The sequence below is a fragment of the Paraglaciecola arctica BSs20135 genome (assembly GCF_000314995.1).
Lineage (GTDB): Bacteria > Pseudomonadota > Gammaproteobacteria > Enterobacterales > Alteromonadaceae > Paraglaciecola > Paraglaciecola arctica.
In genome coordinates, this window is sequence record NZ_BAEO01000006.1 from 20,270 (window position 1) to 41,869 (window position 21,600).

Annotated in this window: 20 protein-coding genes; 6 read left to right on the forward strand and 14 right to left on the reverse strand. The window is 39.2% G+C overall.

What is annotated here, in order from left to right; translation table 11 throughout:
* Positions 1 to 21: 21 nt before the first annotated feature.
* Both GARC_RS01365 and GARC_RS01370 read right to left on the reverse strand, forming a co-directional pair.
* Positions 22 to 942, reverse strand: coding sequence for an alpha-E domain-containing protein (locus tag GARC_RS01365; RefSeq protein WP_007615967.1), 921 nt, complete (start codon positions 940 to 942; stop codon positions 22 to 24).
* A 2-nt stretch (positions 943 to 944) separates the two neighbouring features.
* On the reverse strand, positions 945 to 2,399 hold the full coding sequence (locus GARC_RS01370; RefSeq protein ID WP_007615968.1) for a circularly permuted type 2 ATP-grasp protein: 1,455 nt from the start codon (positions 2,397 to 2,399) through the stop codon (positions 945 to 947).
* A gap of 280 nt (positions 2,400 to 2,679) precedes the next feature.
* On the opposite strand from GARC_RS01370, the gene GARC_RS01375 reads away from it, so the two are divergent.
* Entirely contained in the window at positions 2,680 to 3,522 is an 843-nt protein-coding gene (locus GARC_RS01375; RefSeq protein ID WP_039988373.1) for a transglutaminase family protein, read from the forward strand.
* Positions 3,523 to 3,534: 12 nt separating this feature from the next.
* Here the strand turns inward: GARC_RS01375 and nhaD are convergent, their stop codons facing one another.
* From nhaD to GARC_RS01420, 9 genes are all read right to left on the reverse strand, one after another.
* A complete protein-coding gene (gene nhaD / locus GARC_RS01380; RefSeq protein WP_007615970.1) occupies positions 3,535 to 4,926 on the reverse strand; it encodes a sodium:proton antiporter NhaD in 1,392 nt (463 codons plus the stop codon).
* Positions 4,927 to 5,019: 93 nt separating this feature from the next.
* Entirely contained in the window at positions 5,020 to 5,706 is a 687-nt protein-coding gene (locus GARC_RS26910) for a hypothetical protein (RefSeq protein ID WP_007615971.1), read from the reverse strand.
* 46 nt (positions 5,707 to 5,752) lie between these two features.
* Complete coding sequence (locus GARC_RS01390) at positions 5,753 to 6,343, reverse strand: sigma-70 family RNA polymerase sigma factor (protein WP_007615973.1); 591 nt, start codon at positions 6,341 to 6,343, stop codon at positions 5,753 to 5,755.
* Positions 6,344 to 6,355: 12 nt separating this feature from the next.
* The gene (locus GARC_RS01395) at positions 6,356 to 7,207 is read right to left on the reverse strand and encodes a mechanosensitive ion channel family protein (RefSeq protein WP_007615975.1); all 852 of its coding nucleotides are present in this window, start codon (positions 7,205 to 7,207) and stop codon (positions 6,356 to 6,358) included.
* Positions 7,208 to 7,249: 42 nt separating this feature from the next.
* Positions 7,250 to 7,486: a hypothetical protein gene (locus GARC_RS01400; RefSeq protein ID WP_007615980.1), complete on the reverse strand. Its 237-nt coding sequence runs from the start codon at positions 7,484 to 7,486 to the stop codon at positions 7,250 to 7,252.
* A gap of 457 nt (positions 7,487 to 7,943) precedes the next feature.
* Positions 7,944 to 8,771: a mechanosensitive ion channel domain-containing protein gene (locus GARC_RS01405; RefSeq protein ID WP_039988376.1), complete on the reverse strand. Its 828-nt coding sequence runs from the start codon at positions 8,769 to 8,771 to the stop codon at positions 7,944 to 7,946.
* Between the two features lie 78 nt (positions 8,772 to 8,849).
* Positions 8,850 to 10,175: a magnesium transporter gene (locus tag GARC_RS01410; protein WP_007615984.1), complete on the reverse strand. Its 1,326-nt coding sequence runs from the start codon at positions 10,173 to 10,175 to the stop codon at positions 8,850 to 8,852.
* Between the two features lie 26 nt (positions 10,176 to 10,201).
* On the reverse strand, positions 10,202 to 11,026 hold the full coding sequence (locus GARC_RS01415) for a magnesium transporter MgtE N-terminal domain-containing protein (RefSeq protein ID WP_007615987.1): 825 nt from the start codon (positions 11,024 to 11,026) through the stop codon (positions 10,202 to 10,204).
* A gap of 11 nt (positions 11,027 to 11,037) precedes the next feature.
* On the reverse strand, positions 11,038 to 11,919 hold the full coding sequence (locus GARC_RS01420) for a mechanosensitive ion channel family protein (RefSeq protein WP_007615998.1): 882 nt from the start codon (positions 11,917 to 11,919) through the stop codon (positions 11,038 to 11,040).
* Positions 11,920 to 12,173: 254 nt separating this feature from the next.
* Between GARC_RS01420 and GARC_RS01425 the strand changes: the two genes are divergently transcribed.
* The 3 genes from GARC_RS01425 to rimK all read left to right on the forward strand — a co-directional run bounded on the left by GARC_RS01425 (position 12,174) and on the right by rimK (position 16,133).
* Entirely contained in the window at positions 12,174 to 13,214 is a 1,041-nt protein-coding gene (locus GARC_RS01425; RefSeq protein WP_007616000.1) for a DUF21 domain-containing protein, read from the forward strand.
* A 92-nt stretch (positions 13,215 to 13,306) separates the two neighbouring features.
* Positions 13,307 to 15,022, forward strand: a complete 1,716-nt coding sequence (locus tag GARC_RS01430) for a SulP family inorganic anion transporter (RefSeq protein WP_007616002.1) — start codon at positions 13,307 to 13,309, stop codon at positions 15,020 to 15,022.
* Between the two features lie 205 nt (positions 15,023 to 15,227).
* Positions 15,228 to 16,133 carry a 30S ribosomal protein S6--L-glutamate ligase gene (gene rimK / locus GARC_RS01435; protein ID WP_007616004.1) on the forward strand — a complete coding sequence of 302 codons (906 nt, stop codon included), beginning with the start codon at positions 15,228 to 15,230 and terminating at the stop codon, positions 16,131 to 16,133.
* A 158-nt stretch (positions 16,134 to 16,291) separates the two neighbouring features.
* On the opposite strand, the gene GARC_RS01440 is transcribed toward rimK, so the two are convergent.
* The 3 genes from GARC_RS01440 to GARC_RS01450 all read right to left on the reverse strand — a co-directional run bounded on the left by GARC_RS01440 (position 16,292) and on the right by GARC_RS01450 (position 18,665).
* Positions 16,292 to 16,564: a hypothetical protein gene (locus tag GARC_RS01440; RefSeq protein ID WP_007616006.1), complete on the reverse strand. Its 273-nt coding sequence runs from the start codon at positions 16,562 to 16,564 to the stop codon at positions 16,292 to 16,294.
* A gap of 26 nt (positions 16,565 to 16,590) precedes the next feature.
* Positions 16,591 to 17,115, reverse strand: a complete 525-nt coding sequence (locus tag GARC_RS01445) for a GNAT family N-acetyltransferase (protein WP_007616007.1) — start codon at positions 17,113 to 17,115, stop codon at positions 16,591 to 16,593.
* A gap of 146 nt (positions 17,116 to 17,261) precedes the next feature.
* Positions 17,262 to 18,665 carry an MBL fold metallo-hydrolase RNA specificity domain-containing protein gene (locus tag GARC_RS01450; protein ID WP_007616008.1) on the reverse strand — a complete coding sequence of 468 codons (1,404 nt, stop codon included), beginning with the start codon at positions 18,663 to 18,665 and terminating at the stop codon, positions 17,262 to 17,264.
* A 255-nt stretch (positions 18,666 to 18,920) separates the two neighbouring features.
* Here GARC_RS01450 and GARC_RS01455 point away from each other — a divergent pair, with 255 nt between their 5' ends.
* Both GARC_RS01455 and GARC_RS01460 read left to right on the forward strand, forming a co-directional pair.
* Positions 18,921 to 20,024 (forward strand): 6-phosphofructokinase, encoded by a 1,104-nt coding sequence (locus GARC_RS01455; protein WP_007616009.1) that lies wholly within the window; start codon positions 18,921 to 18,923, stop codon positions 20,022 to 20,024.
* Positions 20,025 to 20,194: 170 nt separating this feature from the next.
* Positions 20,195 to 21,574, forward strand: a complete 1,380-nt coding sequence (locus GARC_RS01460) for a CorA family divalent cation transporter (protein WP_226989044.1) — start codon at positions 20,195 to 20,197, stop codon at positions 21,572 to 21,574.
* Positions 21,575 to 21,600: the final 26 nt, after the last annotated feature.

Below are 21,600 nucleotides of genomic sequence, written 5' to 3' on the forward strand. Positions count from 1 at the left end.
GCACACACTAGTCACCATTTATTAGAAATAACTATCTTCGATTTGTTTGTCTATTTCAATAAGACCCAACTGCATATCATCGATAAATTCATGTAACTTTTCTTGTTTTAAAGTTGCAGGATTTGCATTGAGTAAATAGTTTTTAACGCGACTGGTTTTCTCCACTGTATCTTTACTGTTGGGTAACTCAGTTACCGCTCGTTCTATTTGTTCAATAGCATGCACAAGGGAACGAGGAAAGCGTGGATTAGTCAGCAAAAACGTTAATACGTCTTCACGATTAATGCGTACTCTTACTTCTCTACGATACATTTGATAAGCGGTCATCGACTTAAGCACGCCCATCCATTGGATATTACTAAATGCTGGTAACTCACTGTCAATTTCAGAAAGCAAAGTTGCAGATCTCACATCAATAATACGAGTAGACATGTCGGCGCGCTCTAGATTTCGTCCAAGTCGAACAAATGCGTAGGCTTCATCGTGAGACATAGTGCCTGCCAATAATCCAGTAATGGTTTGGTTGGCCAAAATTATTTTATTCAAATAGGCATAACGTGATCGACGTGTAAAAGCATCTTTTTGGTTTTCAGTTACAAACAAATACAGGGCATTTATTTGTTCCCAGGCTTCTCTAGGAATTATTTCTTTAATAGTACGAGCGTTTTCTCTTGCCGACTTTAAAGACGTGAGAATAGCGCCTGGATTGTTTTTATCAACCACCATAAAGTTAATGACACTTTTTTCATCTACGTCTTTATAGGTTTCATAGAACTTATCCCTAAAAGACAAAATATCAACAATTGGCTCCCAGCCAAGTTTGACTTTAGAGGGTAAATCCAATAATAAATGAGAATTAACGTTGATTAACCGAGCTGTGTTCTCCGCACGTTCAAGATACCTAGCTAGCCAATATAAATTGTTTGCTACTCTTGATAACATAATTATTCTCCCTCCATATCTACAATCCAGGTGTCTTTGCTACCACCGCCTTGTGATGAGTTCACAACCATCGAGCCTCTCTCAAGTGCCACGCGAGTTAGTCCGCCCATAGTTACCTTGATGTCTTTACCGGATAAAATGAAGGGTCTTAAGTCTAAATGTCGAGGTTCGACACGCGTGTCGACCATAGTTGGAGCCGTCGATAGTGTTAACATAGGTTGCGCCACGTAGTTACGAGGATCTGCAATTATTAGCTTTCTAAATTTATCGTGCTCTTCTGTTGTTGCGTGTGGGCCGATTAACATGCCATAACCGCCTGATTCATTGGCAGGTTTTACAACCATATCGGCAATGTTTTCTAGCACATATTCCCGTTCGGCTTTGTCGTTACATTTATAAGTGGGAACGTTGGCTAATATCGCTTCTTCTTTGAGGTAGTATTCTATTATTTTGGGCACATATGCATAGACCACCTTATCGTCAGCAACACCGGAACCTGGTGCGTTTGCCAAACCTACATTGCCAGCTTTCCAAGCCCTAATTAGACCGGGTACGCCTAATAACGAATCGGGTGCGAACACTTCAGGATCAATAAACCAATCGTCTATACGTCTATAAATTACATCGACTCTTGCTAGTCCATTGATGGTTCGCATATAAACACAATCATCATCTTCAACCACCAAATCTGGGCCTTCTACTAACTCAGCACCCATTTGTTGGGCAAGGTATGCATGTTCAAAATAGGCTGAATTGTATATCCCCGGAGTCAGAACCACTATTTCAGGCTCTTCAATTTTACGAGGAGACATTTCTGCAAGCATGTCATATAACTCAGAGGGGTAATCATCCACCGGTAATATGTTGTATTTTTGAAACATTTCTGGGAAAACACGCTTCATCACTTGACGATTTTCAAGCATGTAAGATACGCCTGAAGGGACCCTTAGATTATCTTCAAGAACGTATACTTTACCTTGATTATCTCGCACTAAGTCAGAGCCACAAATATTAGCCCACACACCATTGGCGGGGCTAAATCCACGACACTCTTGAAGAAAATTCTTAGATTTTTTTAACATGCTTGCTGGAAACACGCCGTCTTTTATGATGTTTTGATCGTTATAAAGGTCGTCAATAAACATATTGAGTGCTTTTATACGTTGTTTTAAACCTTTTTCTATACCAGACCATTCTTTTGCATTGATTAATCTAGGCACAATGTCAAACGGCCAGGCTCTATCAATCGAACCTTCCTCTTGGTGATATACCCTAAAAGTGACACCCATTGTATGAATAGCAGAATCCGATGCTGCTTTTAACTCATTAATGTCTTTGTCGGAAAGAGCTCGCAGATATTCACATAAATGTTTTGCGTGTTCCCGTGGCTTACCAGCTTTTTCAACCAGTTCGTCATATAAGTTTGTAACTTTGTAGCTACCCCATCTTATAGCCATATTGGTCCTTCCTGTTTGCAGATTTTTAGTAGATGTCTACCGCGAAATAATGTAAACATGGATGCGGTAATTCAAGTCTTATTCTTATCTATAGACTACGTAGTTATAAATATGGTCACAATAATTAAAATATTTAGCGATTACTGACAGGGATGGCTAAATTAATAAACAATGCAAAGATGTGACTATCCAACACTGTAATGTGTCTATATAACAACTTTGTATCAAGCAGTTATTCATTTAACTATGCCAACTATGTCACTTAACTATAGAGAACCACATGAATTTTAAGATAATCCATGAGACGACTTATTCATTTAGCGACGAGGTTTTTCTAGAGCCCCATTATTTAAGATTTCGCCCTAAACAAACTGCTTTTATTGATGTTACAAATTTTTCAATTGCCCTAAAGCCTGAACCAGAAGGACATAGAGTGATCGAAGATGAAGAACATAATGTCATAGATTTTTGTTGGTTTGAGAAACTAACTAACCATTTTACGATCCATGCAGAAACTAGTTTGCATACCAAAGAATACAATCCATTTGATTTTATTGTTCACCCTGACTCCTTTAATAGTATGCCTTTTACTTATTCCGAGCAGCAGTCTCAAATACTCCACGCTTCTTTACAAACAAGCCTGCTAGATCAAGAATTAGTCGATTATGCCAACTCGATACTTGCAACATCACATTTTAATACTGTGACGTTCATTACCAATCTTACGATACAAATACACAAAGATTTTGTCGTAGAATATCGAGAAGACGGCCCTCCCCTTTCCCCATGCAGTACTTTTGAAATTAAAAAGGGATCGTGCCGTGACTTGTCATGGATGCAGATTAATCTGTTACGGGATCTGGGCATTGCGGCACGATTTGTTAGCGGGTACTTTTATTTTGAAACCGAAAAACCAATCTATGAATTACATGCTTGGGTAGAAGTGTTTATACCTGGTACAGGTTGGTTAGGTTTTGATCCTAGCCATGGGATTTTGACGGGTAATACCCACTTCCCTGTGGCTTCTAGTGCTATTCCTGAAAATACCATGCCTGTTTCTGGTGGCATACGTGGCAGTGCCACCTCAAAACTGGTCACTCAGTTAATAATCGAAAAACAATAACCTGAACTCAGGTTAACCATTAACCAAAAAATGCACTCCTATACTACCGGCATAACCAAGCATGATTACCGGAGTCCATTTTAGGTGGCTAAAAAATGTGTATTGGCCTCTTGCCTGCCCCATTAATGCGACACCTGCTGCCGAGCCGATTGACAACATGCTGCCACCAACACCCGCTGTTAGTGTTACTAATAGCCATTGGAGTTCGCTCATCTCTGGTTGCATAGACAAGACGGCAAACATTACCGGTATGTTATCAACTATGGCAGATAATACGCCCACTAGGATGTTGGCATTAGTTGCCCCTAACTCACCATAGATAAATGTCGAAGTCAGGCTTAGGTAGCCAATAAACCCTAAACCACCGACAGCCAAGACTACACCGTAGAAGAAAAACAAAGTGTCCCATTCGGCCTTGGCAATTTTGTCGAATATGTCAAAGCTATCGTCGTCTTGATTACTTGTTGGATCATCAGACTTATCAATGTGCGCGCGCCCTTTTTTACGAAGGAAATAGGCAAAAAATTTGACATAAGCTAAGCCAGTCATCATGCCAAATACCGGTGGTAAGTGCAGAAAGTTTTGAAAACTGATGGCGGTTAAAATAGTCAATAGGAAAAGCCCAACAATCACTAAGCCCCCTTCTTTTATAGGTTGCGGCTTGCCACTTATTGGATCAGGCATTCCATTAGGGACGGCAAACTGCATAAAAACAGCAGGTATAAGATAGTTGGCTACAGCGGGTAAAAATAATGAGAAAAAATCAGTAAATTCCAAAATACCTTTTTGCCAAACCATCAATGTAGTGATGTCTCCAAAGGGGCTAAAAGCTCCACCTGCGTTAGCAGCAACAACAATATTAACACAGCCAATGGCAACAAATTTCCCTTGGGTTTTGCCCACTGATAACACCACTGCACACATAATAAGTGCAGTGGTAAGGTTGTCTGCAACGGCTGAAATAAAAAAGGCTAGTATTCCAGTGAGCCAAAACATGCCTTTATAACTGAGTCCTTTGTTGACTAACCAGTCCCGCAATGCATCAAATACGTCCCGCTCTAACATGGCGTTTATGTAGGTCATTGCCACTAGCAAGAAAAAAAACAGCTCAGAATATTCGAGAAAATTATGGCGAATGCCCGCTTCAACAGAGTGAGTGTCACCAACACCTTGATAGAAAAATGCTATTAACACCCATATCAACCCAGCTGCCAGTAACACTGGTTTGGATTTTCGTAGATGTAGGCGTTCTTCAAGTATGACTAGGGTATAAGCAATGACAAAGATAGCTATGGCACAAAAGCCAACCCAATGCTGGGTTAGATCATAATGTTGAGTGGCCTCAACCGTCGCAAAAACTGCGGCGCTGGGTAATAGAGTGACTAGAAAAACAAAGCATTTCATTATTATATTCCTAATTAAACGTTACTTGCGCTATTGCTCCCTTATCAAAATTCCTTACTAATGATGTTAACTATTATGAGCATCAACAAATTTTTAATGTTTTCCTTTAGGTATTAACAGTTTTTCTGAGTTTAGGCTATTAAAGATAATCCCCGCTATGGCCGAAGACTCGGCTTTAGGGTTAGTAATACCATCTTCAGCTCTGTAGTTTTCTTTGGTGCTTTTTTCCATGGTCCATATCATTTTATCGTTTGAATTAAGGAACAGGCTGCTTTCTGTAGATACCACATAAGCCTCATTAAAATAGGCTGGCTCACGAACGCTTTTCCAAGTCACAAGATAATAGTTGTGGTAACTAGGGTAATTTATTCTCTGAACATTTCTTACCAAAGAATTTCCTCCGGGGACATAGGTCGATATATTACTCACTGATTTAGTGCGAACAATAAGTATGCCGTCAAAGCCCTTTTCACTGAATATCTTTTCCATGTTTTTATGTTCGTATTTTACGCCTGGAGTCAAAAACTTCAAACTAGGTACAGCTTCCACTCCTGAGTTCTCGCTGATTTTTTTTGCTATTTTTTCCTCGAATTCTTTCCTGCTAGATAGGTTTTTAAAGACCCCAATAACTACAATTTTTTTTAATGGACCTCCGCTGTATTCGAGATCACTCCATGTCGCTACACTTTTAGTAGTGCTGCAGGAAGAAATGGCGAAGAGCATAAAAATGATGCTGCAAATGAAAGCGCTGACTCTGTAGTTTTTTTTAGATTTATTCATGTTATTAGCTGCCATATATTATTAAGTTGTACGACCAAAGAGTCATTTAATGTGATGACGAATACTTGCTTGTATTATTGGACATTTTTTCAATTGCCCGTTTATAACGCATTTTTACTGTACTTAAATTCTGACCAACGATTTCAGCAATTTCACTAAATTTTAAATCACTGACTATGCGGAAAACCACAATTGAGCGTTCTTCAATACTCAGTTTGCTTAGGAAAACATTCATCTGCTCATTTTCATCAAATGACTTGGCGTCTAGTTTGTCGTCGGCAACAAGATTACCCTCTTCCATAGATGCCAGCAAAAGTTGCTTTTTTCGAAGTCGATTTAATGATTGGTTATGGGCAATTCTATAGATCCAAGTCTTAAAACTAGAGCGTCCTTCAAAGCGCTGAATACTGTTAAACACATTTAGCATAGTGTCACTCACCGCTTCTTCCGCCTCCTCAATTGAACCTAGGTATCTGAAACAAACTTGTATAAGTTTGCCGTGATATCGATGAAAAATCACTTCGTATGCCGTTGTTACATAAGGAAGCTGGATACGAGCAATACGTACCAGTTCTCCATCATCCAGTTTCGACAACCTCTGTGTTACAAGACTTGCCTGATGTCTTGTATTTTCCATGATAGGGTCTCTCTAAGACTCCTCCCATCTTTCAGCCAACTTAGTCATAGTATATTTTTGGGTAAGTAAATCTTGATTTGGGATACTCAATTGTAGGCCTTCTTTATTTTCAATAATGGTATTCACTGTACTGACCTGAACAACATTTCCGAGAAAACCATCAAATTCGATTTCATCACCTGGTAATAGCTGTTCTCTAGCATAAATGCCTGACACTATGCTGTTAGCTATGGCTTTAGTTCCTAATCCTAAGGCCAAGGCTAGGGCAATACCCATGCTTGCTATTAATACTGTGAAAATAGTGTTTAACAGTTCAGTTTCTAACTGCAGTTGACCAACAACCAACGAAAAGGTAATAAATAACACCAATATTTGCAGTATACGTGCTGCAGCATCACCGTACTCAATACCCATGTTTTCAAAAGACGCTGCGACTTGTGTTTTGCCTGCTCTTGCTATAAATAACCCGATTAAAGCAATTACCACTGCGCCAACCAGTTTAGGTAGATACAACACAAACTCATCTAAGATGGACGAAAGCCTATCCAACCCTAGTGTGTCTGCCCCCACAACAAAAATCATTAAAATAAGAAATAGATAAAGGGCCTGTCCTACAATAAATGATGGAGTGGCTTTAAAACCTAAGGTTTTAAAGCCCTTCTCAATGCCAAGCATGTCGCAAAGAGTATTAAACCCGAGTTTCTCAATAACCTTGGCAAACCATTTTGTAATCACTTTAGATACAATAAGTCCAATAAAAATAATTATTATAGTCGCGATCAGATTAGGCAAAAATCCGGCAATTTCTGTCCAAAACCGGGAAAATGCATTGCTAAACGATTGTGTCCAAATGTCGATGTTCATGTCAGTACTCCATTTTTAAGTGATGTGTAATATCAATTTTTGTTATTTTTGTGACTTTTTTTGCTGTTGATGTAAGTTCATTCTACGCCTCGCGGAATATGCGGACGCACCAAAACCTAACAAAACAACCCAACACCAACCAACAAAAAGGCCCGCAACATCCTTGAATGCAGTAACATTAGAGGATTTTTTAAGTACCCGCTCTAAGGCTTTATTCTCATCAGTGACAGGGGTACTTTCGCTCAACAGCTTTTTTAATTGTGTTTCATCAGGACTCATGGATGCTCTCCACCTAAAGATAAAAAAGGGCTAATCACAGTGATTAGCCCTAGCGTTTGATAACTTGATATTCCACTCGGCGCTAACGGTATGACAGGACCTGATTAGCTTTGCATCATGAAAGTACTTAATTGCATCAATAATTGTTTTTTTCATGTTTCCTCAAATGTCTATAAACAGGTTTAAAGGCGTTCACTTGTATAGACTAACCAAAGTAGTGAGAAGTCACATTTATAAAAAACTAATTTAATACACTTGTTTGTGACTATTTGTTGTTCCATCAGGTCTAACTAGTTAACTCAATTTATATTAGGTTGATTAAAGTTTTAGCGCACTGGAAACAAGGCAAAACAGTTTACCCCTTCTGAAAAATGCCGCTGTTTTTTAATAAAGCGATTTATCGTTGAATTAAACAGGCTTATTAATCCAGTGCGCTTTTTTATAGTCAGTGTGAATATTAAGCCTTAGCACCCTGCTTATTAAGCTCCTTGTACCAAAGTGTCATGAAGTCCTTCGTCAATTTATGTTCAATCTCAAGGGCTTTTTCAATCGGACAAAACAAAGTGAAACTAGCTTTGAATTCTCCTAGTTCAGTGGTACCAAAGTGGATTTCTGGCTCTGGACCAGAGACCTGTGCATCTAATTTTCTTTCAATGATTGAATTATAGCGCCCTGCAATTTCACTAAAACCCTCACAATAATGTTTAGCTTTGTTGGTTAGTGTTTCGTATATAGAGTACGGGTTAAGGCTTTCTTTACGGACAATCAAAAAATGATGGGTGACATAACGTTTGCTAAAGTTTAAGTTTTTTATAGGGCTTGTGATCAGCTTATTATTAGGGATATAAACTGTCTTCCTTGAAAACTGGTAAGTATGAATATCAATTTCATGTATCGTAGTTTTGATCCAGTCTGTTTCAGCCACTTCGCCGAAATATTCACCCACTTGGATCCAATCACCTATCTTAAATGGCCTTGTAGTGACGAGATAGAAAAAGCCGATTACACATTGAATAAACTCCCTAGTTGCAATCACAATAGCTACAGCAAAAGCGGCAATCGACAATGCGAAATTCTGAATTTCAGCGGCCCATGTAAATAGCAATAAAAACATCATAATAAAATTAATAAAGTGTTTGATGTTATGTGACGTGTTTCTAACGTCCTTGGCTTTTTTAATTGAGCGATCCGACGCCAATTTATCAACGAGCGCTTTCAAGCCAAATGCGATGCTGATAACTATTAAAGAAACAAAAACAGGATGAAGCATTATATTAGTGAACATAGATCCCTAATGAGTGTGAGTGTAGGTTAATTCGAATAACAATCAGTGAAACAGTTGAATCAATTAAATTATCATCATTTAGCCTCTTGGCAACATATCTGAGAGTAATAACGCTATTCCCAAAAAAGACATAAATCCCGCGATGTCTGTAATAGTTGTTAACACAATGGATGACGATTGCGCTGGATCCATCCCGAACTTTTTAAGCGCTATAGGCACCACCGCGCCTGCACTACCTGCAATTAATAAAGATGAGATCATCGCCAAACCAATGACCATTGCAAGCCCTAGTGATTGACTCCAAAAAAATACGGCAATGGAGCAAGTAACCGCAATTGCCACTCCGTTAAGAAGTCCTGTGGTCATTTCTTTAATGAGGACTTTGCGCCATTGTTTGGTGGTTATCTCCCTTAATGTTAGCCCTCGCATAGTAACGGCAAGTGCTTGTGCACCCGCATTACCTGATTGGCCTGCTGCAACAGGCAGTAAAATAGCAAGAGCAGTAATTTCTGAGATCAAACCTTCAAAAGCGCCCACTACAGCCGCAGCGGCAAAGGCAGTCAGTAAATTAATTTGTAACCAAGGCATACGTTTTTTAAAGGCAAACCAACTACTCGATAATGCTCGCTCATCTTTGCTCACACCCACCATAGTTTGCATATCTGACGCTAGATCTTCTTTGGTTGTTTGATACACGTCAAAAAATCTAATAAATCCCAATATTTGCTGATGAGCATCCAAAACGGGGATTGCTTGGCAACGATATCCTTCAAACTTCTCAATCACCAGATCTTTGTTATCCAAAGCATTGAGTGTGGTTTTAAGCGGTTTTGCCAATGATAAAAGCGTCGTGTTAGGGCTGGCTTTTAACAGATCGGCCAAATCCACTTCACCAATTAGTATTTGTTCGTTATCTTGCACATACAATACATCTTGCCCCGTAAACGTTCTTTGTTTCAGGGCATTTATTGCTTGGGTGGCTTTTAAATCCTGATAAAAGACATTGACTTGCCTAGTCATTAATCGAGCGGCACTGTCATCTGGATAAGTTAACAATTCTTTTAGTTCTTCTACTAAATTGCTAGATAAAAGCGTAAATATCTCGTCACGCTGTTCATCTGATTGCCTGCTAATTAAAGCCGCGGCAAGATGGCTATCCATTTGACTCAACAAGTTAACCGAATACTCTCGACTAAAACCAGCGAAAATAATATCAGCGGCGCCAGCAGGAATGTATCTCCAGAGACCCAGAACTGTTAAGACAGGTTGTTGCTGCAATATTTCTGATACGTCTTGAGCATCAAATGTTTCTAAATATCGAGCACTTTTAAGTGGATAATTAAGCAAGAACTCATGGCTTAACTGGTTAGTCGCTTCTTCAACCGTCTTTGGTGCTGATAACATAGAGGTTCTCCTTAAAGGGTCTAAAGTCAGTGTTTAAGGGGTTTAGTATCAATAAATAATTCAGATATTGAACGAAGTACGTCGCTATAGGTGCTTACCACTTCCCCGGTTAACGAGCGTTTATTACTTGTAGTTTCTTTATGGCGGGCAATAGCGGCCCGTAAATCATAATGGCGTAGAATACCGATAAACTCTTGTTTACGGTTAACCACAGCTATTGAATCGGTTTTTTGCCATATATCCATAACTATCACTGTACTGACGTCTGATAATCCATTTACAGTACTGACACTACTACAAGTTAAGGCAGAAATAAGGTCTGAAGCAGGCGCTCGTAGCAAGTCAAAAATAGAAATTTTACTTACTAGTTGTCGTTTTCGATTAACGATTAAGACTTGGTGATCCTCAAAATAAGTTTGTTTTCTAACCCTCAGCATTGCCTCTTCTACTGTCATTTGACTATCTATTACTAAAACGTTGGTTTCAATCAAGGTCCCAACGGTATTTTCAGGGTAACTAATCAACAACTTACACAGTGCCTGTCTGCTTTTTGGTAATAGTTCAATTAATGACCTTCGGGCTTCAACATTTATATAGCGTAATATTGCAGCAATGTCCGCCATTTCGAGTAATTCAAAAAGTTCGCTATTAAAGTCTGTTGACGACTTTGTTATTATATTTGCAGATGCTCTTGGCAACATTGCATAAATAACCTTACTGGCTACCGATATTGGTACTTTTTGTAATAAGGCCGCGGCACTGGCAGAACCCATAATGTCTAACTTGCGTGCCGCAGCAACAGGCTCTTCTTTAAAGAATTGAATAGTCAGTTTTAAATTGTTATTTGCCATTAAAATTCGCCTTATTCTGACAGCTTAGTTGGCTTAGTTGCTTCAGATGCCGCTGGGATGCGCTCAACAATAACGCTAATGCCTTGTTTTTCTTCCATACAAACACGAGCAGGAATAAGCACTCGCCCCTGTTCTGTTTCAATTAGTAACATAGTGGCAGTGATATCAACTAAGGTGCCTTCAGTACCTGCTATTTTCAGGTATTCGTTGATACGAAAATGATTCTTGGCCTGTTTGGCTGCAATAATATTGGCTACAAATGAGTTACTACCCATCCCAAAGGCAAGTGCCATACCAAAGAGTAAAACGCCTACTACAACAATAATAAAGGTGGTGATAAATTGAATATTTATCCCTAGTTGTTCAACACTAACGACTATAGAAACAAAAAAAATCGAGAATTTAGCAATGCTGCCAAGGGATGAAGGTTGCTTAAATGAAGAGTTTTCAGCGGCACTTTCAACCATCACAGCAACAAAATTACCCAATAGATACCCAGCTAAAACAATGAACACTGCAGCCAACATCTGGGGAATATAGCCTAGAAGTGCATTTAACCAAGAAGAGAAAAAATCCAGCCCGAGACTAGAAGTGGCTGCTGCAATAAAAAACAACATTACTACCCAAAAAACAGTCTTGCTAATCACTAACGCATGGGACAATTTAATTTCAGTAACCTTAGTAGATGTCACTTCACGCGCAGCTTTTTGCCACATTCTGCTTATAAACCTAACTGTGGTAAGCGTTAGTTTGCTGCAAACCCAAGCAATAACCCAGCCTAATAAAATAAGAAACAATGCGCTAATGAGCTGAGGTACATGCGTAACCAAATAGTTATTGAGTTGCTCATAACTAGTAGATAACGCCGATTGCCAATTGTTTTGAGATGCCATTTTCGATTTCCTTCCGATCTATACTTTTAGATACATTGTATTGACACATAATAGGTAAAATTAGTCACTTTATGGCTAACATTTTTTAGACAAACTGCAATTAAACAAACCAGACTAGATAGCTTGGGTGATATTTTGCAGGAAATATGTGACTAATATAGAAGTGCATTAGTCTACATTTTATACTCGTTATAGAATTATCAGCCTACATATCAAGCTTTTATCCGATTCACATTATTTTTAGAGATATTCCAATGACTTACGACATACTAATTTGGATCGGAATTGCGTTATGCGTAACTCAATCAGCTATTTTTTCTGGATTAAATCTAGCATTTTTCAGTTTAAGTAGATTACAACTAGAAGTGGAAGCTAAACAAGGCAATAAGAGTGCTATCGTTATTTTATCCATGCGTGAGGACTCCAATTTTTTACTGTCAACCGTGCTTTGGGGTAATGTTTCAATCAATGTATTATTAACGATTTTGTCTGGTTCGGTGCTCACAGGCATTTCCGCTTTTTTATTTTCAACTTTCGTTATTACATTTTTAGGTGAAATATTCCCACAGGCCTATTTTTCAAGAAACGCTCTACAAGTCGCTTCAAAATTAACGCCGGTGATCAAGTTTTATCAAATTCTGTTGTTCCCAGTTGCCAAGCTAAGCGCTTTAATATTGGATGGTTGGTTGGGTAAAGAAGGCATTACATACCTGCGAGAAAAGCAGTTGGCGGCCATTATAAAAGCACATATTGATTCCGATGATACTGATATGGAACAAGTTCAAGGACGAGGAGCTCTTAACTTTTTGCAAGTTGAAAACATTACAGTAGTTGAAGAAGGTGAACTTCTTGATCCTGATAGCATTATTACCATGCCAAGCAAATTAGACTTCCCAATATTACCGACTTATGGCAGCGCTGAGTTTGGTAAGTTTGTTAAACAAGTTGATCACTCTGGACACAAATGGGTATTGATTCAAAGTGAAAAAAACGAACCGCTTTTAATGCTCGATGCAGACGGCTTTGTACGTTCGACAACTAATGAAAATGAAATCACAGACCCCTACTCTTTTTGTCATAGACCCATAGTTATTACTGATCCAACTTGCTCACTGGGCGAAGCTATGCAAAAACTAAAGTCTGTACATGATTCAGAGCCAACTTCAGATGCTGTATTGCACACTGATGTTATTGTCGTTTGGACTGATATGCCTCATCGTGTCATTACTGGAGCAGATATACTCGGCCGGCTATTAAAAGGGATAGGACAGGAAAAACATGTCTCGCAAAGTTAGGTATGTTCTAACCAAAAAATGACTAGGTCCAAATGAGTTGTATAGAGAACCAATAGCGACATTTAGAAAATATTAGAAAGAAGGAATTAACAGTGTTGTCACGTTTGTACACTTTCATGCCAGGGTTAAACACCCTGTTTAACTATGAAAGTAAATGGTTTGCTGATGATGTTAAAGCTGCATTGTCAGTTGCAGCAGTCGCATTACCAGTTGCCATAGCTTATGCCCAACTCACTGGTGTTAATGCTGCTGTAGGTTTATATTCCTGCGTGCTGCCGATGATGGTATATGCTCTATTTGGCACCTCCAAACAATTGATTGTTGGTCCCGATGCTGCGACCTGTGCAGTTATTGCTGCTGTAGTAACACCTTTAGCAGCAGGTGATAGTTTTAAACATTGGCAGTTAGTTATCACCATGACGGTTATGACCGGTTTTTGGTGCATAATTGCCAGTCGATTTAAGCTTGGCGTATTAGCAGACTTTTTATCTAAACCTATCTTGATGGGCCTTTTAAATGGTGTCGCGATCACTATTATTGTGGGGCAGTTTTCCAAAGTTTTTGGCTTTACTTTCGATGATAAATACTTATTAGAACGTTTGGGAGGTGTTCCCAGTTATTTATCCCAAGCCCATATTCCAACTGTACTCATGGCAATACTCACAGTTGCCATCTATTTTGCTATGAAACGTCTAAAACCCACTTGGCCCGCTTCGATGTTCGCCATAACTTTTGGATCGGCATTAGTTTGGCTTTTTAATTTAGAGCAGTTTGACGTAAAAACCATTGGGATTGTCGACGGTGGATTACCTTTATTTCAAACACCTAATTTTAATGTAGGCATTATTCGCGAGCTAGTGATGCCTGCACTTAACTTGGCGATAGTGAGTTTTGTAAGCATGATGCTAACCGCTCGCAGTTTTGCTGCAAAAAATGGCTATGACATTGATGCAGATAAAGAGTTTATGGCCCTGGGCATGGCTAACTTCGCTTCTGCTTTATCACAAGGTTTTGCGGTGAGTGGCGCAGACTCTCGTACTGCAGTGAATGATGCTAACGGAGGTAAAACACAATTAGTCTCCATTATTGCGGCTTTAATTATCGCCATAATCGCTATTTTTCTAACCGCACCTCTTGAATTTATTCCTAGTGCTGCATTGGGTGTAGTGTTGATTATTGCATCTGTGCATCTTTTAGATCTAAAAGCCGTTTGGTTATTAAGATTAAAAGACAGGCAAGCATTTTATTTAACCTTGAGTACATTATTTGCAGTGTTGTTTATTGGAGTAATTCCCGGTATTACCCTTGCGGTATTACTTGGGTTATTTCAATTTATCCGCACAGTAATGCGTCCTACCGACCATATACTCGGCGTTGATGTTAACGGTGTGGTTAGAAGTCTGGATAGTAGTGATAAAGCAAAACCGATAGATGGGATTTTTATTTATCGGTTTAATTCACCTTTAACTTATTTTAATTCTAGTTTTTTTAAGCGTCGCTTATTAGAGCAATATGCCCGACAAAAAGATGACATTCAGTGCGTAATTATTGATGCGGTGCCATGCTTCACCCATTTAGATTTAAGTGTTATGGCAATGTTAGATGATTTAAATACTATATTTAGAAAGCGCGGAGTACGTCTTGAACTTGCTGGTAGAAAACGACAGTTACTTGGGTGGTTTGCTAAAGCAGATATTAAATCTGGTAACGATGGCATTTATGTTCATTCTGACTTGTATTTAGCGTTGAGGATAAACCAAAGTAAGCAAAAAGCAGATGAAGTAATTCAAGGTAAAAAAACAGGGTGATTTAGTAATTTAATATAAAAGTCAGCCATAGAAAAATAAAATGCATGGGCTCATTTTAATCATTTACTACTATTAAAATGATTAACAGCGCTTAATAGCTGTGCAACAAACCATAAGAAATAAACATAAACTTTTGTTTTTAATTGTGACCTATTCTGCAATTAGATCGTCTTAATTAAAGAATTTAATCTAAAAGGTATTCAAAATGAAAATAGCGATCCTATCTAGAAATAAAAAATTATATTCCACTAGCCGTCTAAAGGAGGCGGGTGAAGCCCGAGGTCATGAAGTCGATATTATTGATACCTTGCACTGCTACATGGATATAACCAGTAATAGACCTGTTGTTAGATATAAAGGTAATGAACTTCCACAATATGATGCGGTTATTCCACGTATAGGTGCATCTATTTCATTCTATGGTACGGCCGTTGTTAGGCAGTTTGAAATGACAGGCAGCTTTTGTGTCAATGAGTCGGTTGCAATTAGTCGCTCAAGAGATAAATTGCGCTCAACCCAGTTATTATCTCGTAAAGGTATTGGTTTACCGCGCACCGGTTTTGCTAATCGTCCTGATAACATCAAGGATTTAATCAAAAACGTAGGTGGTGCGCCTTGTGTTATCAAGTTACTTGAAGGAACTCAAGGTATAGGTGTGGTGCTTGCCGAAACTTCTAAAACTGCAGAAGCTATTGTTGAAGCCTTTATGGGCTTAAATGCGGATATTTTAATTCAGGAATTTATCAAAGAAGCAGGCGGTGCAGATATTCGTTGTTTTGTAGTAGGTGATCGTGTGGTTGCCGCTATGAAGCGTCAAGGTGCAGAAGGCGAATTTAGATCCAACTTACACAGAGGTGGCTCAGCGGTATTAGTTAAACTTACACCAGCAGAACGCAAGACTGCCGTTGCGGCTGCCAATATTATGGGGCTAAATGTTTGTGGTGTTGATTTATTACGTGCCGAACGTGGCCCTGTAGTTATGGAAGTGAATTCTTCGCCGGGTCTTGAAGGTATTGAAGCGGCAACCAAAAAGGATGTTGCGGATATGGTTATTGATTTTATCGAAAAAAATGCCAAGCCTAATAAAAACCGAACCCAAGGTAAGGGTTAGTCATCACAGCTTGTCTACAAAAAACATAAAGCCTATTAATAACTAATTTTATTATAACGAGCCGACCACTTAGCCTAGAATCATATACAGATCCTAAGCTAAGTGGTCAATTCATAGAACAAATTATTGATTGAACCATCGTCTTGCAATAGAAAATTCTAAAGTGTTTTGCGAATACGTTGAAAACTTTTTTTTATTTCTTCACCCAATAGTTTTGCTGCCGCAGATACATCTCCTGAAGCCCCTTTGGCTTCTTTGCCTACCTGCCCTGCTTTAGATTTGAAATGCTCCCACTGCTTATCAACTTTATGCCATTCGTCTTTAGCATCGGCTTTAAGTAAGTGTGTTTTTAGCACAATTTCATCTCTTTCCTGTTTGACTTGTTCAAACATTTTTTCGTATTTCTTTTTTTGCATTTTCCGTAATTTCATTTTTCATAGTCTTACCTCAATGTATATTAAAGTGCTAACGAGTAAATCACTTGGTGAGCATCTTCGATGTCTCTTTTTACCTGCATTCCCAACTCTTTTGACAATTTATGCATATGTGGATTATCTGCCAGCTCTACAGAATATAATGTTTTTACGCCATGACTTTTGGCGTAACTTGTTAGTTGATTTATTAGCAACTTACCCAATCCTTTGTGTTGCCATTTATCTGCTATGGTTAAAGCCATTTCATGAATATCTGGATTTTCACTTAATACATAGCGACACACACCAATTTCTATTTCCTTGCCATCTACCTGTTCAGTCGCAATAAAGGCCATTGAATTCTTACCATCTATATCACATAAGCTTTTTAGCACTTTGTCTGACACATTTTTGATAGCACCGAAAAAACGATAATGTTTAGTTTCTGGTGATAGGTGATCAATAAAATCATGTTCAAGCTGCGAATCTTGCATTTTAATTGGTCGAATGGTTATCGACTTTCCATCCAACTCGCATTCTTTAGACATTCCAACTTCTATTGTTTCCATTAGATAAAACCTCTTATACATTTGAATTATTTTTGATATATAGACTTATTTTTCTAGCCAAGCTAAGCACTATAATCAGAATGTTATATTTAATGCTTAGCATAAGTTTTTATGATTTCGCGATTTTGACCTGTATCAATATTTTTCTAAAAGGCAATACAATGGCCTGGTTGTGGAATGTCAGTCGCTATACTTTTTTCTTTCCACAATCTTTGTGACAACGCTTCCAGCGCCTCTGGATCACCGTGTACCAAAGCCACTCTTGCTGAATCATTAAAGTTAGATACCCACTCAATTAATTCCTGTTGCCCTGCATGGGCTGAAAATCCTCCTAAGGTTTCGATTTGGGCTTTTACTGCATAAGATTCATTAAATATTTTAATATTCTTTTTACCATCAACTAACAAACGGCCTAGGGTACCGGTAGCTTGATAACCACAAAAAATAATAGTGTTGCGAGAGTCCCATATTCGTTGTTTAAAATGATGGCGAATACGACCTCCAGTACACATGCCGCTGCCAGCAATAATGATTGCGCCTTTGGTTATATTGTTTATAGCGATGGAATTTTCTGGAGTGACAGCCAAAAATAGACGGGGAATAAAATCCTTAATAATAGAATGAGCTTTTGGTGTAGCTTGCTCAATCTCAAGACTGTCCAGGGACTTAAACCAGCGGTCATACACTTTAGTTACCTCTATAGCCATAGGGCTGTCGAGTATGACTTGCCAATTGTCTAACAACCCTTCCCTATGCAACTGGCCTAAATAAAACAGTAATTCTTGAGTTCGACCCACAGCAAACGCAGGGATCATAATATTTCCTCCACGTTTTTGTGTATCACTTAAAATCTCTTTCAATTGAGCAACTGTATCTTCCATTGGCCGGTGATTACGATCGCCATAAGTGCCTTCCATTAAAACCAAATCAGCTTTGGTAAGCACGCTTGGATCATTCATTAAAACGGCACTTTTGTTACCCAAATCCCCAGAGAATACGACTTTTTTGTTCTTGCCCTTATCGCTAAATGTCAATTCAACAATGGCAGATCCTAAAATATGTCCAGCATCATGAAATTTCACTTTTGCATCTGCGGATAAAGAAAACTCAATTTCATAATTGTGAGATTGGCACAAAGACAATGTTGTTATTACGTCTTCTTCTGTGTATTGGGGCTCTAATAAAGGTTTTCCTTTACGGGCTAGATAGCGGTTTTCACGCTCTAAATCCCCCAAATAGATATTGACTGAATCGAGTAACATCACGTGTAATAAATCTGCTGTTGCGTCAGCACAGTGGATGGGGCCGTTATAACCGTCATGTACTAGTTTGGGTAACATACCACTGTGATCTAAGTGAGCATGAGATAGGATGACGGCATCGATTGTTTTTGGGTTAAACATAAATGTTTCTTGTTGCTCCTTATCCAATCGGCTTCCTCCCTGGTGCATTCCACAATCGAATAATATGCGGCCAAATGCGGGCGCCTCGAACATATGACATGATCCTGTGACTTCTTGTGCTGCTCCTAAAAACTTAACTGTAGCCATTATTTATCAACCTCAAATACCAGAATATTTTGATGCTATATCATCATAAAAAAATGTGACGCTAGTTGATCTAAGTCAACACAACACACTTCAGTATTTTTCAGTTTTAAGCGTCTGCGCCAAATAGTGTCTGTGAAATATTTTCATAATGAACAACACTACAAGGCCGATAGAAGGAAGCTTGATCAGTATCAACAGTTAGGAATTTATATAACTTATAGTGTGTAAAATTCTTCAATTATCAAGAGTCGTGCTATGCAAACAAAAACATTACGTATTGGTGTATTAACCGGTGGTGGAGATTGTCCGGGGTTAAACGCGGCGATCCGTGCTGTTTCTAAAAGTTTAATGATCAATTGCTGTGCTGAAATTATCGGCATTCAAGATGGCTTTTTAGGGCTAATAGAAAGGCGAGTAAAACCTCTAAACTACGAAGATTGCAGTGGCATTTTATCTCAAGGCGGAACCATATTAGGTACCCATAATAGTGCCAGCCCGTTCAACTATAAAGGGGTCGACGTATCAGATAAGGTATTGGATTATTACCAAAGTCTAGAGTTAGATGGATTAGTAGTGATAGGCGGTGATGGCACCCTTTCTATTGCTTATGAGATGTCAAAACTGGGTATGAATATAGTCGGTATACCCAAAACCATTGATAATGATTTAATGGGGACTGATCGTACTTTTGGTTTTGATACCGCTATAAGCATAGTAACTGACGCCCTTGATAGATTGCGTACTACTGGACAATCCCACAAAAGAGTTATGATCCTTGAAACAATGGGCAGATATGCGGGTTGGATTGCGCTACATGCGGGTATCGCTGGTGGTGCAGATGTCATTCTTATCCCTGAGTTCGATTATGATATTGATGAAGTAGCCAAAGCCTGTCAATCACGTATGGGTGACCAACACTATTCAATAGTCGTGATTGCAGAAGGCGCTAAGCCAATAGGAGGCCAATTAACTATTCGTGAAACTAAAGATGGCGGCGGTGATCCCATTCGCCTAGGTGGCGTTGCAAATGTTTTAAAATTGCAATTAGAACAAAAGATAGACGCTGAAATCCGTGCCACTACTTTAGGATATATTCAAAGGGGGGGCTCTCCTACTGCATTCGACCGAGTTTTTGCTACTAGTTTGGGTTGTTATGCTGCCTCTTTAGTGGCAAACAAACAGTTTGGCAAAGTTGTAGTATTACAAGACGGTCAACTATGCAGTACTTCCCTTAAAGAAGTCGCACATAAAAGTAGGATAGTAACCAATGAAGACTCTGAATTAGCTAGCGCTTTATCAATGGGTATCTGTTTTGGTAATCCTGACTTGGCGACAAAATTACACAGCTTGAATAAATAACAACCACTAGTTTGTAGGCCCATGGTGCTGGAATTATCTAAAGTCTATTTATAGGAGCCTTAGTGACTTTGTCACTAAGGCTCTATACTGCCAATATTAAAAATATCCCGTTGCTTCCCAGTCATAGAGGTAACCACTTGTTTTACTTAGGAGCTACAAATTTGAGAAAAGTGTTTTATATGCAATTAATTGAACGTTATCTAACTGATGCGGTACTCGGATTTTTTGCTCTACTGTCACTATTTTTGTTTATTGCTCCTTTAGTTTTTGAATTTAATGACTTTACACAAGATATTGTGGCGGCTTTGGAATATGCCATTGTACTGTTGTTTGTGTTGGAATATGTGAGTGGTCTATTGCTCGCTAAGAATAAGGTTGGCTTTGTCGTTGATGGCTGGCGTGTCATTGATATGCTAATTATCATAAGTGCACTGATAGCCTTTATTCCATTTGTGCCTGATGTCCTAAGGCATTCGCCAGTTTTTAGGCTTATTCGGGTAGCGCGCATTGCTTTGTTAGGTGCACGTTCCAGTTTTGCGCTAAAACTCGACAATAACAGTGTTGATTTAAGTACTAATGAAGCAGTAATAGGTTTAAAAGTACTATCACTTGGTACATCTGGCGCACAGTTTGAAGTGATTAGCTGGGAGCAAGGACTTAATCGCCTGCGCAGTGGCGAACCAGACTGGCTTTTCATTTCTGGTTTGGATGAATCGCGACTAGCGTCTATTACCGCAGCGATGGGCGTTCCAATAAGCGCTGTTCAAGGTTTGTTTCAGTCTACGAGTCCTGGCTTCGACACCCTTGAGCATTTTTCCACATTTTTTGTACGTTACCCAATGCCAATGGTTCCGGGGGCGCGACTAACACGTACACCTATATTATTGGTTGGTACGTCAGAAAACGTGGTGGTGTTGAGTCGCGATCATACTGACTTAGACGAAAAGGTACAATTAAGGCTGGCAAGCATCGATACCAAAACACCTAAAATGGTGAGGGCGACTCTGGCGTTGGTCAGTGAAATTATGTCAGCCTATACCCAAGTGGCTGAAAGTATTGAAGTGACTTTGACAAATCTAGAGCTCGCCCAGAGCCGATTGGGAGATGAGGCATTCTTAGCTCGAACATTTAGTCTCAGGGCTGACATTTTAAAGGCTCGGGCTAGCCTGAAACACCTCAAAAGTGTGATCAGAGATTTGTTTAGCGGCAAGGTGATTATAGCCGGTGCAAGTCCCAGTGATCGGGAGCCGTTCCATTTTCTGGCAGACGATGCCAACGATCTGTATGACGATATAGATGACTTACGTGAATCCTTGCAGGGGTTAGTTGACCTACGACTTAATGTGTCATCATTTCAAATGAATCGGGTAATGCGACTGCTTGCTCTTCTCACCGCATTGGCACTGCTCCCTGCCACTGTTGGTGGATTACTCGGCATGAACATAACAGACGCTCCTTGGCCTGGCACATTGGCCCAGATTGCTTTTGGTGTTGGAGTTGGAATGACCCTTAGTTTATATGTTTTTGCCATCAAAGGCTGGTTGCGATAATGGAGAATTCGATAACCAATATCAGC